The sequence below is a fragment of the Eremococcus coleocola DSM 15696 genome, assembly GCF_000428865.1.
GTDB lineage: Bacteria > Bacillota > Bacilli > Lactobacillales > Aerococcaceae > Eremococcus > Eremococcus coleocola.
Map to the genome: position 1 here is coordinate 1 of NZ_AUAT01000033.1, position 12,998 is coordinate 12,998.

9 protein-coding genes and 1 pseudogene are annotated in these 12,998 nt (G+C 37.5%); 9 read left to right on the forward strand and 1 reads right to left on the reverse strand.

Annotated features, from left to right (window positions below):
* Window positions 1-451 precede the first annotated feature (451 nt).
* The 9 genes from G396_RS10550 to G396_RS0107925 all read left to right on the forward strand — a co-directional run bounded on the left by G396_RS10550 (window position 452) and on the right by G396_RS0107925 (window position 12,687).
* Window positions 452-742 carry a helix-turn-helix domain-containing protein gene (locus G396_RS10550; RefSeq protein WP_211224456.1) on the forward strand — a complete coding sequence of 97 codons (291 nt, stop codon included), beginning with the start codon at window positions 452-454 and terminating at the stop codon, window positions 740-742.
* 50 nt (window positions 743-792) lie between these two features.
* On the forward strand, window positions 793-1,821 hold the full coding sequence (locus G396_RS0107885) for a hypothetical protein (RefSeq protein ID WP_034907876.1): 1,029 nt from the start codon (window positions 793-795) through the stop codon (window positions 1,819-1,821).
* A gap of 644 nt (window positions 1,822-2,465) precedes the next feature.
* Window positions 2,466-3,965: a flavocytochrome c gene (locus G396_RS0107895; RefSeq protein ID WP_006418666.1), complete on the forward strand. Its 1,500-nt coding sequence runs from the start codon at window positions 2,466-2,468 to the stop codon at window positions 3,963-3,965.
* 340 nt (window positions 3,966-4,305) lie between these two features.
* Window positions 4,306-6,435: a transglycosylase domain-containing protein gene (locus G396_RS0107900; RefSeq protein WP_028125635.1), complete on the forward strand. Its 2,130-nt coding sequence runs from the start codon at window positions 4,306-4,308 to the stop codon at window positions 6,433-6,435.
* A 71-nt stretch (window positions 6,436-6,506) separates the two neighbouring features.
* A complete protein-coding gene (locus G396_RS0107905) occupies window positions 6,507-6,854 on the forward strand; it encodes a YlbF/YmcA family competence regulator (RefSeq protein ID WP_006418644.1) in 348 nt (115 codons plus the stop codon).
* A 138-nt stretch (window positions 6,855-6,992) separates the two neighbouring features.
* Window positions 6,993-8,264, forward strand: coding sequence for a metallophosphoesterase family protein (locus tag G396_RS10555; RefSeq protein WP_034907879.1), 1,272 nt, complete (start codon window positions 6,993-6,995; stop codon window positions 8,262-8,264).
* Window positions 8,254-11,082 carry an ATP-binding protein gene (locus G396_RS0107915; protein WP_028125637.1) on the forward strand — a complete coding sequence of 943 codons (2,829 nt, stop codon included), beginning with the start codon at window positions 8,254-8,256 and terminating at the stop codon, window positions 11,080-11,082. Before G396_RS10555 ends, G396_RS0107915 begins: the two co-directional genes overlap by 11 nt.
* A gap of 39 nt (window positions 11,083-11,121) precedes the next feature.
* The gene (locus tag G396_RS0107920) at window positions 11,122-12,069 is read left to right on the forward strand and encodes a 3'-5' exoribonuclease YhaM family protein (protein ID WP_006418658.1); all 948 of its coding nucleotides are present in this window, start codon (window positions 11,122-11,124) and stop codon (window positions 12,067-12,069) included.
* A 15-nt stretch (window positions 12,070-12,084) separates the two neighbouring features.
* Entirely contained in the window at window positions 12,085-12,687 is a 603-nt protein-coding gene (locus G396_RS0107925; protein ID WP_006418704.1) for an SRPBCC domain-containing protein, read from the forward strand.
* Window positions 12,688-12,828: 141 nt separating this feature from the next.
* Here G396_RS0107925 and G396_RS12150 read toward each other — a convergent pair.
* Window positions 12,829-12,998, reverse strand: a pseudogene (locus tag G396_RS12150) (transposase); the annotation flags it as partial.

A 12,998-nucleotide genomic window follows, 5' to 3' on the forward strand; every position in this document is an offset into this window, starting at 1 on the left:
ATTCAAAGATTGATTGATAGTGATATCAGTGCTTACCAAATTACAAAAGATACAGGCATTAGTGGGAACGCTATAAATTCTATCAGACGGGGAGAACGAAAACTGACTAACCTAACATTAGAAACCGCTAAGGTTTTATATGACTATGCAAAAGATATTTTTGCTTAGAACTATTAAAAAATTTGCCTTACTCGTTCCTTCTTTAAAAGGGGCAAAAAAGGGAAAAAATTTGTGAACTTATTGAAATTAGTATAGATTATTAGTTTTATAAAATGGCTTTAAATCAACGTTTAGGTACTATGTGATATTAACTGAAACCGTAGTCAATAGTTACCGTTTAGAATTAATGGCGAATAAATAGGTTATAAATAAATTAATAGTAATGATAAAAAAAGAAAGTCCAACATGACCTGAACCCCAAAATCCGGAATACGGATAGAGGGGTTTTTGTATGCCAAAATACACAAAAGAATTTAAAATAAAATTAGTACTAGAATATTTATCAGGAGAAACTGGTGGCCGAGAAAAAGTAGCTGAAAAATATGGTATTCCAGACGCAACATTGAGAAACTGGATAAATAAATACAAATCTAAAGGCTTTGATAACTTATCTAAAAAGTTAAAAAATAATAATAACACTAGTGAATTCAAGCCATCTGTAATACAATATAGGCAAATTAATAAAACTACGCTTAAAGAGACTGTAGAGCACTTCAACCTTGTAAATGAATCTATGGTATAATGATAAAACATTATTGTATATTATGAATATTATTGAGAAACGAGGAATTTATGAAAAAATTAAAAATCATTTTATTAATAATTGTCTTGCTGATTATTTTTCCGATAGGTTTTAACAAACTTTTCAAGACTGATTATTCTAGTTTGAGTGAAAATAATAAACAAATTTTATCAGAATACGATAAATTTTACGCGAAAAATCCTAATCTTTGGAATAATTATGATTTAAACAAAAAAACTATTGTTGTGCTTGATAAAAATTTTATGGGCGACTTGTTCATAATCAATCCACAAAAAGAAATCAGAAGTTTGTTTGCAACAAGAATCAAATTACCTGATTCTTACAAAATAAAAGTGTATCGTGTATCAAAAAACTATCCAAAAAGAATTCAATATATAATGGGTAATTTTAATACAAAAGATAAAGTGTACAATATTTTAGGGGAAAAAAACATTTTTTATGTAAAAACAGATGAGGATTCTCTTGCCCCTAAATTCAATTCCAAAAGATTTGTTCCTTTTTTGTCACACGAAGCATTTCATTATTATATGCAACAAAATTGGACTGACTTAACTTTTAGAGGAATGTCGTATTCCGATTCAGAAATCGCTCTATTAGATGAAGAATATAAAATACTAGACAAAATCAAAGACGAAGTTGAGAAGGAAACAAGCGATAAAGATTTATTGGATTCGCATTTGAAAGAATATGTGTCGATAATGAAAAAGCGTAAGGAAAACACCGACAAAGAGAAATTAAAAGCTGAATTGGCCGAAGAAACTATCGAAGGTACTGCTCAGTATGTAGGTATAAAATCTGCTAAATCTGTGGACTACGATTTGGGAATTTTGTATTTTACTAATACAAATAAAGTGAAATTTTCAGAAATTGTTCCTACAATGAAACAAGGAAAAGTCGACCAATCAATTATCGGATCTCACATTGTTTACGACAGTGGTGCATTGTTGTGTTTTGCTATGGATAAGCTGGATTTTCTCGATTGGCAACAAACTCTTATTGAAAACAACAACAACAGTATATATACTATAAACGATTTGATAGAAGATCATTATAATTAATCAAAATAAGTTAATGTATAATGTTGATTATAAAGGAGATTACAATGCAACTTTTAAATGAAACTCAAAGGCAAACTTATTTGGAAATGTGGCACAGAGACAAGGGAATATCAAGTTCTGGGCTGAAGGTTATAGCATGTATTTCCATGCTTATAAGCCATACTGTGCAGTGCAATATGCTCCAAAAATTCAACATTTATCCGACGATGTCTCTCTCACATCATCTTAAGATATTATTAAATTATTCTGTGTTTACGGGTTCAGGTCAACATTCAGGATGGCCTTTCTTTTTTATTAAGTAAAGATTTAACTTGTCTTTTTGTCTTTTCCTTGTTATGATACCTACATGCGATGAGTCGAGTGACCGGAAGGTCATTTGCGCGGCAAACATCTAAGGTTTCGAACCAAAGTCAGGATGACGATGTCGTTTAAGTTTGCTGTGAACAAATTTAAACCCTATTTTACTAGGTTGCCATTAGGTCTGGATGCAAATCCAGGCCTTTTTATTTTTAAGAATTCTTTGATTAAAGGTTAGAAGAAAATGTGAAAAAATTAAGAAAAGTGGGACCGATTTTAGCTTGTGAAATTTGTATTTTATTGGTAAACTGTAAAAGAAATAAATCATAAATTGAAGGAGGATAAGAATGAAAAAGAAAATTTCTTATTTATTTATTTCAATGATGTTGGTACTAGCTGTTTTAGTGCCTAGTCTAAGTGTCTTTGCGGAAGAATCAACATCTGAAAGTGAAGATGCGGTCTCAGGAGCCTCTCAAAAAGAATATACCGATCCAGCTGAATTAGCCGAATCATATGATATTGTTATTGTAGGTGCTGGTGGTGCCGGTATGGCTGCTGCAATTGCTGCTCATGATGGTGGTGCCAATGTTGCTATCTTAGAAAAAATGCCAATCGTTGGTGGTAACTCTAGCAAATCATCTGCTGGTATGAATGCGTCTGAAACTAAGTTCCAAAAAGAACAAGGGATTGAAGACTCAAATGACAAATTCTTTGAAGAAACTTTAAAGGGTGGTAAAGAAACCAATGATCAAGAATTACTTCATTTCTTGGTTGATCATTCAGCTGATGCCATTGATTGGTTAGATTCTATGGGAATCACCTTAAATAACATTACGACCACTGGTGGTATGTCAGTTCAACGGACTCACCGTCCTGAAGATGGTTCTGCTGTCGGTCAATACCTAGTTGAAGGTTTATACGCTAATGTGACTGAACGCAAAATCCCTACATTTGTGAACGCTGATGTTAAAGAATTATTAGTTGATGATAATAATGCCGTAACTGGTGTTAAAGTGAACATTGAAGGTCAAGAAAAAGAAGTTTCTGCTAAGAAAGTTATTTTAACAACGGGTGGTTTCGGAGCGAATATGGATATGGTAGTAGAAAACAAACCTGAATTAGAAGGGTTTGTTACAACGAACCAAGAAGGTTCCCAAGGTGACGGTATCAAGATGGCGCAAGCCATTGGTGCTGCTACTGTTGATATGGACCAAATCCAAATTCATCCAACCGTTGAACAAACCACTTCATTCTTAATTTCTGAAGCGGTTCGTGGTGAAGGTGCTATCTTAGTGAGTCAAGAAGGTAACCGTTTCTTCAATGAAATGGAAACCCGGGATAAAGTATCTGCAGCCATTATTGATTTACCAGAAAAATATGCATATATTGTAGGGGATTCAGCTCTTAAAGAACGTGCCAAACAAATTAAGACCTATGAAGAAAAAGGTTTAGTTGTTGAAGCAGATAGCTTAGAAGATTTAGCTAAAGAATTGGATATGCCTGCTGAAAACTTAACTGCAACCTTAGATGCTTGGAACAAGTCTGTTGAAGCTGGTAAGGATGAAGAGTTTGGTCGTGAAACTGGTATGGAAGAAGGTTTAGCAACAGGTCCATTTTTCGCTATCAAAATCGCACCTGGTATTCATCATACTATGGGTGGTTTGAAGATTAATACGAATACTGAAGTATTGAACGAAGAAGGCCAACCAATTGCTAACTTATATGCAGCGGGTGAACTTACTGGTGGTATCCATGGTCAAAACCGGATCGGTGGTAACGCCGTAGCGGATATCATTATCTTTGGTCGTCAAGCTGGAACAGTTGCAAGCGCTGCTGTAGCTGAATAGATTAAAGTCTAATAATTAATTTATTAATAGTAGGACTGTATCAAAAGTAATATTTGATACAGTTCTTTTTTACTTTCTTTATGACTTAAAACTTTAGTTCGGTGTGCATTGACGAGTTACAATGCACAAAATTAAGGTATCGTGTGCATTTGCGCATCTCAATGCACAAGTCTTAATTAATTTGATATTTCTGGTCATAAATAAATCATATTTTCCTGGTACAATATAAACAATCTAGCTAAATCTAGTTAAATCTAGTTAAATCGGGCCTAAGGCCCATGTATTACTTCTAAGTTTGACTTAGACTCAGATTAACTTAGAGAAAGGTGACACAAGTCTCATGCAATCGAATCACAAATGGCGGCAAGCTTTCACTAATTCAAATTTTTGGCAGTCTTTTAAGACCCTTTGGCATTATTATCGGGGCTGGAAGGTGCTTATTTTTGCGGGGATGTTACTAGCACTTATTCTTTCCTCATATATGGTGCTTTTGGCAAAGACAACGGATGTTTCAACCTTACAAGAGGCGTTAAAGGCTCAAACTGTTATTTATGCGGATGACGATACAGAAGCTGGTAAATTAAATAGTCAAAAAGGATCTTATATTACCTTGGATCAAATTGCTCAACCTATGCGTGAGACCTTAATTGCCACGGAAGACCGGCGTTTTTACGAGCATAATGGTTTTGATACTCTAGGGATTGGCCGGGCCTTTGTCCGCCTCTTGATTAACCGGAATACTTCGGGAGGGGGAGGGTCAACCCTGACCCAACAATTGGCTAAGAATGCTTTCTTAAGCCAAGACCAAACCCTCCAGCGGAAATTAAAAGAATTGTTTCTGGCTATGGAAATAGAGAAAGTCTATGATAAGGATCAAATCCTGGAAATGTACCTCAACCATGCTTATTTTGGTAATGGAGTCTGGGGCGTTGAAGATGCTAGCCAAAAATATTTCGGCCACTCTGCCTCAAGTCTGGATTGGGATGAAGCGGCTGTTTTAACCGGGATCCTTAAGGGTCCATCCATATTCAATCCAATTGATGATTATGAAGCAGCGATGGACCGGCGGAACGTCGTCCTTGGTCTTCTTGATGATCAAGATCTTCTGACGCAAGAAGAAGTAGCCTATTATCAAGGGCAAGCGATTAACTTACTGGATAATTACTATGCGGTCGATGAGTACGCCTATCCTTATTATTTTGATGCGGTTATTGATGAAGCTATTGCTAAAGCAGATATTCCTGAGACAGATTTATTTTCTAAAGGCTATCGGATTTATACGAATATGAATGTTGCTTACCAATCAGCCTTGGATCAAGCATATGATAATGATTGGATGTTTCCACAAGACCAAGGCGACCAGGCCTTAGTTCAGAGTGCCTCCGTGGTGATTACCCCACAAACTGGCGGCGTGGCAGCTATTTATGGTGGCCGTGGTCAATATACCTACCGCGGTTTTAACCGCGCTACGGATATGAGACGAGCACCTGGTTCAACAATTAAACCTCTAGCCATTTATAGTTTAGCCTTAGAAAATGGCTATAATGTTCATTCCCAAGTACCAGACGTGGTGCAAGCTTATGGTCCTGATAACTATGCACCTGAGAACTATGACCGTCAAACTGACCCGTCTGGTCAAGTACCTTTGTATTATGCATTAGCTCAAAGTAAGAATACTTCGGCTGTTTACCTTTTGGATCATTTAGGGATTGGTCAATCTGTCAAAAAATTAAAACAATTTGGCTTGACTATTCCTCAATCTGACCAGAATTTGACCATGGCCCTTGGTGCCTTAAGTAAAGGGGTGACCGTGGAGGAAATGGCCTCAGCCTATGCGGCTTTTGCCAATAAGGGAGTACGGACTGATTCGTTCTTTATCCGTCGGATTGAAGATGCGAATGGGAAAGTTGTTTATTCCAATGAGAAACCAAGCAAACATATGGCCATGACTGCCAATGTAGCGGCTGATATGACCTCCATGATGTTAGAAACCTATGGTGCTAATGGGACTGCCTATGGTGCCGGTCCTTCCAATGGCCAAATAGCTGGTAAGACAGGGTCTACCGAAGTATCACAAGACAATATGCAAACCCGGGATAAATGGATGATTGGTTATACCCCTGATTTTGTCATTGCTTCTTGGGTTGGTTTAGACCAAGAGGAAGAGGGGCAGTCCCTCGATGATTTAATGCCTTCGGGTATGGGGTCTTTCTTTAACCAAGCGACGACTAACTTAATGGCTGCTTCTCCGCAGACCGCCTTTACAGTCTCCCCGGCTTCCCAAATGACCGTAGATACCAATGATGTTTCGGATATTTCTTTACAAGATTCAACTAGTCAGTGGTTAGACCAGGCCCAATCTTGGTGGCGAAATGAAGGCAGCCAGTATGTCGATCAAGCCAAAGAATGGGGGCAATCTACTTGGTCCCAAGTCCAAAGTTTTTTTGAAAATATTCAACTACCATTTTAGGAAAAACAAGGGTCTAGCATAGAATTTAAGCTAGAAATCTGCTAAGATGATAGTTAGTGAGGTGGAATAAAATGACAGAAATAAATAATATTTATGATACAGCGAATCAATTAGAGAGAGACTTACGTGCTTTACCTGCTTACCTTGAACTCAAGGCTGATTTAGAAGCTATTCAGGCAGATGAAGAAGCAAGCAAATTGTTTAATGAATTTAGAGATATGACTAAGCAAATGCAAGAAAAACAAATGCAAGGTCAAGAACCGAGTGAAGCAGATATGACAGGCTTACAAGAGTTATCTCAAAAGGTTTCTGCCAATGACTTGATTATGAAACTAATGCAAAGTGAACAAGCTGTTAGTCAAACAATTAATGATATCAACGATATTATTATGAAACCATTGAGTGATATCTATAAGTAGAACTGACTGTGGCTGCTTTCGGGCTTAAATATAGCTGACGATTGCCGCTTCTTTTTGACCAGCTCTTCTGTGTATTTGTCTAATACGGAAAAGTTGGTCTCTTTTTGTAGCATCAATCAAGCATTGGAGGAGAAAAACATGAGATTTATGCATTTAGCAGACCTACATTTGGACAGTCCTTTTGTAGGTATCTCTAAACAATTACAAGAGCTACAAGGTCAGCTCATCCAAGCTCCTTACCGTGCTTTTGAGCGGGCCATTGGCCGAGCTATTCAAGAAGATTTGGATTTTGTCCTTATCGCGGGTGATATCTACAATGCCGATCAACCCTCCATTTATGCTCAACATTTCTTTCTTAAACAAGTTGAACGTTTAACCAAGGCTGGTATTCCTCTCGTTTTTTGTTATGGTAACCATGACTATTTAAAAACAGATAAGTACCCGTTAAGCTTACCTGACAAAGTTCAGGCTTTTACCAGTGATCAGGTTGAAAGGATTCAGCTGAAGACTAAATTAGGAGAAATCGTCGATATTGTAGGTTTTTCTTATCGGAATCGTTGGATTGACCAAGACAAAGTAAAGGAATTTCCGACAAAAAGTGACCAGTCCGATTTTACGATTGGTCTTTTACATGGTGCGGTTGCAGCTGGCAATCCGCGTCAAGATCACTATGCCCCTTTTAAAGTGGCTGATTTACTGGCAAAACAGTATGATTATTGGGCCTTAGGCCATATTCATCTACAGCAATTATTACATTCTGAACCAATTATTCAATATGCTGGCACCATCCAAGGTCGCCACCGGAATGAAGCTGGGGATAAAGGGGCTTATCTAATTGAATTAAAGCAGGGGCAACCGAGTCAAAGCGACTTTATTTCCTTAGCTGATATTATTTGGGATGCAATTACCATCGAATGTCAACCAGATTGGCAATTAAATCATGTCACTGATGCTCTTCAACAAGCAATTCATAATTTTAAAGATCAAGCTCAAGCCAGTAATCAATCTTACCTATTAACAGTAGATTTAAATCATATAGAGAATTTGGAGGATGGCCTCGTTAAGCAATTGGAAGCTCATCAACTAGAAGATCTTTTACCGACCATCAATGATTTAAATGCACCTTTTGCTGCTATTGTTAAGATTAATTATTTAGCTAATCGGGATGAAGCGATTTTTGATTATGATGAACGGCTTAAAGAATCATTTAGTCAAGCCATGGCTTGGGTACAGACACCTGATACTTATCAGGATTTGTTAGCCGATTTCTTCAACCATCCTACCGTGAAGGCTTATTTAAATGAACTTGCACAGGATTCAGACTTAAAAGCAGATATGATCGTCCATGCACGAAACTATATTATTGGCAACTTTGGTTTAAGTGGGGAGGTGGACAAGTATGAAGATTAAGCGTCTTGAAATATATGGCTATGGCAAATGGGTTAACCAGACTTTTGATATTAATGATCATTTGCAATTATTTTATGGAAAAAATGAGTCAGGTAAATCCACTCTCCAATCATTTATTCGGTCGATTTTATTTGGTTTCCCAGATAAAAGACGCCGTAAAAATCAAGTAAACCGGTATGAGCCCCGTAAAGGGGACCAGTATGGCGGTCGTATCCTTCTTACCCAGACGGATATGGGCGATTTATGGATTGAACGAACCAACCAAGGTTTGTTCATAACTGACTTAACAGGAAATGAGCAAGCTGATCAGGTTATGGACAAGTTATTATCAGGTATCGATGAAAATTTGTATGATACTTTTTATGCCTTCAATCTACAAAATTTACAAGAATTAAATGGGATAGGGGCAGATCAATTAAATGATTATTTCTTAAGTGTTGGTACCTTGGGTTCAGACAAGTTCCTTGCCTTGTCCCGGAATTTAGATAAGGAAGCTAAAGCCTTATTTAAACCGAGAGCATCTAATCCCCCCCTAAATGAATTGTTGGCAGATTATGAGACAATGGCACAGGATTTAGAAAATAAAGGCGAAAGACTCGCAACGTATCAGGATCTTTTGAATAAAGAAGAGTCAGAAATTAAATTAATTAAAGAATTAAATCAAGCAATTGGAAAGTCTGAGGAAGATTTGCAAGCCAAAGATCGCTTGCTCAATCGTTATGATATTTATTTAAAAGATCAAGCAGCCCAACGCCAATTAAATGCTTTGACCTATACAGAGATTCCGGATCAAGCGCCTGAAACGGTCATCCAGAATCAAAAACAAATAGATCAAAACCATTTACAATTAATTCAATTGCAGGAACGTGAGTCCCATATTCAAGCCCAACTCAAACAAGAAACTCGTTTAGACTGGGCCCGACGCCATAAAGAAGACCGGGCTAAGTGGCGGAGTCATACCCAAGCTGTTAAAGAAGTTCAAGCAAAAAATGAGCAGTTACAACGATTAATCTTTGAGAATCAGGATTCGATGGAACAATTAGCCAAGCGGAACCAGTTTTATCCGGATAAAATTCAAGATTCCCAGTCTTATCAAGCTAAGCTCCAAGAAGGCTTAGTTTTTCAAACCAACCTCGATCAAGTTCAGGCTGATACTGAAGAAATTGAGGCGCAAAGACGGATTTACCTTGACCAACGTAAAGAGCAACAGAATTACTCGATGATTGCCCGACAACAAGTAGTTAGTCTAGAAAATCAGCGGATGAACGCTGAAGAGCGTTTAATTCAAGCAACGAGTTTAAAAGATTATTTTTTTGGTGGACTATTCTGTTTTATTGGGGTGGCAATTATTATTTATTGCTTAACTAATCAAATTGGTTTTCAATCACTTTATTTCTATTTGGGTGTGATTATCGCTGTCCTAGGTGCAGGAGCCTTAATTATGGTTTTTTCGAGTCATCGTCAGGCTTTTAAAGAATTTCGTAGTAATCCAATTTTTGAAAAAATTGACCAATTGAAAGAAAAAGAAGGTTTTGCCCAAGACCAGGCTAGAGCCCTAGGCATGGAAATTAATGACCGAGAAGAAAGATTAGAAGCACTTAAAGAAGACTATCAAGCTATAAAAAACCAACAAGCTCATTGGTTGGTCGAACTTGGTTTCTATCCTACAGCAGATCCAGAAATTGTACTTAAGGCTAATCCAGTCAAAGATTATTTTGAAATGAAAAATAAAACCCAACATTATCAGGCTGAATTGGGCCAAACTGAAGTTGCGATTCAAACCTGGAAAACTGCTTTACAGCCAATGATAGAACGCTTTTCAATGCCGGAAAACGATCCAAGTACACGTCAAATGATTCGTTTTGTGGAAGAAACAGAAGCAGATCTGACTGAAGTTGAAAGAAGGGCTCAGAAATTAGAGGACTTATTGGCTGATATCAAGGTCAACCAGGAAAGGCTCAAGCAAGAAAATGATAAGCTTGAGGCTGAGCGCCAGATGATTTTTGCCCATGCTGGGGTTGAAAATGATCAAGCCTTCCAAGCTTGTCTTAAGGAAAATCAAGAAATTAAAGAATTACGGCAGCAAAGAGATTTGAATCAGACTTATATTGCCGGACACGAAAATGCTTTAAGTCAAATTGAGAATAAACAAGCCCTAATGAGTGATTATGATACAATTAAACGCCAACTCAAAGAACTCAAGGAACGAATTGAACCCCATCAACAGCGTAGAGCTAACTTGGCTGTAGAAATTTCGCGGATGAAAGAGGATGGGTCTTATCAAGAATTAAAACAAACACTAGCAAGTAAACAAGCCCAGATTGAAGAAGTTTTTAAAGATTGGGGACAAAAGCAATTAGCCAAGGCGATAATTCAGCAAACTTTAAACCAAGGTTTGGATGATCCACTACCGCAAATGATTGAGCAAGCTTCTGAGATTTTTGCGACCCTAACTTTTAATCGATATCGTCAGATTAAAGCCAATAAGAATAGCCTTAGGGTAAAACATAATTCAGACTTATTATTTGCACCACATGAATTATCCCAAGGAACTCTTGAACAATTGTATGTTGCTTTACGGTTGGCCTTTATTATGTCAGCCCAACATATGGTTAAGATGCCGATTATTATTGATGATGCCTTCGTGAATTTCGATGAGTTACGTAAGACGAGTATGAATCAAGTTTTGGAAGAAGTGGCTAAAAGTCATCAAATTTTATATTTTACTTTTGACCAACAGACACGGGATTCCTTCTCAGACCAACAGGTTATTGATTTGGAAAATATAGGCGAGCTAAGCTCGGATTCAGATGCCTAGATTCACTCTCCCCAAGTTTAATAGATAGGATGAAAATGAATGACACAACTTTATGATTTACATGATGGTGAGAATTTTGGCCTATTTGTCTTAATCAAGGCTGCTGATAAAAGGGTGGCTCGGAACGGGAATCCATTTATTGCTTTCCGTTTTCAAGACAAATCCGGCTCGATGGATGGGATGTACTGGTCTGCGACTGACCGTGAAATCCAAGCCTTCCAAGCAGGAAAGGTGGTCTATCTTAAGGGTCGGCGCGATACCTATAATGGAACCCCTCAAGTAAAAATTGAAGCCATCCGTTTGGCGGAATTGGGTGAGCCCAATGATCCAACCTTGTATGTAGAAAGTATTGGTATCCGTAAAGAAGCTATTCAAACGGATATTGAAAATAGTTTACTTCTAATTAAAGACGGAGAGATTGCCCGTGTTGTGCGGCGCATCCTTAAAGATCATCAGGATGCTTTTTATTCCTATCCAGCGGCTAAACGACTCCATCATGCGGTTGCGGGTGGTTTATCCTTTCATACAATGACTATGCTTAAAATTGCCCAGTCACTCTTAGAACTTTATCCTCAATTAAATGCTTCTCTTTTAATTGGAGGAATTGTTCTACATGATATTGGTAAAACCATTGAATTATCAGGACCTATTTCAACTGAATACACTTTGAAAGGCCAGTTGATGGGACATATTGTTTTAATTGATGAACTAATTGATCGGGCTGCACGCGATTTAAATATTGATCCAGACCAATCGGAAGCTATTATCTTGTTAAAACATATGGTCTTAGCCCATCATGGTAAACAGGAATATGGCAGTCCTGTGGTTCCCCGTTTGTTAGAGGCCGAAATTATTCATTATATTGATGATATGGATGCTAAGATTAATATGATTTCATCCGCTCTTGAACAAACCGAACGCGGTGCTTTTAGTCAGCAAATTTTTGCCTTGGACCGTCGTGAAGTTTACCGACCAAACTTTGATTAGGAGGGGAAAAGTTTTATGACGAAAAATCAAGCAGATCACCATAACCATGCTCACTGCCATAATCATACCCACGACCATGATCATGATCACCACCATCATGAGTCGGTCCTCGACCATTTAGACCATCAACATGGGCAAGAATTCTCTTTAGTTGGAGAAACCCAAGCTGCTTTGTCAGAAGTTTGGGCTGCTTTAACCCAGAATGAAAAACTTAAGTTTTGGTTTCCTGAACTGACCTTTGAAAATGAAATTAAAGCGGGTGCTTATTTATTGGTTAAGGGTAAAGGGAATCAGATTCTTGAACGTAATTTGATTACAGATGTAGAAGCACCTACCTATTTATCATTTATGTGGGGCGTCTTTGGCTCTAATGTAGCGATTGAATTAGAAAATATTGGGGACGGGATGACTCAAGTTCGTTTTACCCAATGGGTATATGATTTAAACGATCAAGTAGCGGTAGACATTGCTACTTGGCATGTTGCCCTCCAACAATTAGGTAGTCTTTTGGAAGGAACTGAAACAATTGATCGCCAGGCTGCAATCGATGCGGTCTTGCCTCAAATTAAGGAAATGCTAGCTCAGTCAGTTCAAGCAGACTCCCATCATCACCATTAAAACAATTTTTGTAAGAATAATAGTAAAAGAGGCTGGGCAAAAAGTCTCAAAAATAACCGACAAACATTTCAAAAAGATGAGATGTTTCTCGGTTTTTATTAATTTTAATAAAATATAAGAAAAGAAAAGAGGTCCCCTTCCTTTTCTTCTTATCATTTCTGCTAATCTGGTTAAATTCATTGCCATTAACAGGATTCCAATATCATTTGAAACCCCAATTTTTCCTCTTACATGAACTCTTCGTACACCAAAATTGCGCTTCATTTGACCAAAAACAGGCTCAACTTCTATTTTACGTTGAGCATATAGTT

What these genes read in the sequence shown, in the direction of transcription:
- G396_RS0107925 (WP_006418704.1), top strand. Translation starts at nt 12,085, where the DNA reads ATGACGAAAAATCAAGCAGATCACCATAACCATGCTCACTGCCATAAT.
- G396_RS0107885 (WP_034907876.1), top strand. Translation starts at nt 793, where the DNA reads ATGAAAAAATTAAAAATCATTTTATTAATAATTGTCTTGCTGATTATT.
- G396_RS0107905 (WP_006418644.1), top strand. Translation starts at nt 6,507, where the DNA reads ATGACAGAAATAAATAATATTTATGATACAGCGAATCAATTAGAGAGA.
- G396_RS0107915 (WP_028125637.1), top strand. Translation starts at nt 8,254, where the DNA reads ATGAAGATTAAGCGTCTTGAAATATATGGCTATGGCAAATGGGTTAAC.
- G396_RS10550 (WP_211224456.1), top strand. Translation starts at nt 452, where the DNA reads ATGCCAAAATACACAAAAGAATTTAAAATAAAATTAGTACTAGAATAT.
- G396_RS0107920 (WP_006418658.1), top strand. Translation starts at nt 11,122, where the DNA reads ATGACACAACTTTATGATTTACATGATGGTGAGAATTTTGGCCTATTT.
- G396_RS0107900 (WP_028125635.1), top strand. Translation starts at nt 4,306, where the DNA reads ATGCAATCGAATCACAAATGGCGGCAAGCTTTCACTAATTCAAATTTT.
- G396_RS10555 (WP_034907879.1), top strand. Translation starts at nt 6,993, where the DNA reads ATGAGATTTATGCATTTAGCAGACCTACATTTGGACAGTCCTTTTGTA.
- G396_RS0107895 (WP_006418666.1), top strand. Translation starts at nt 2,466, where the DNA reads ATGAAAAAGAAAATTTCTTATTTATTTATTTCAATGATGTTGGTACTA.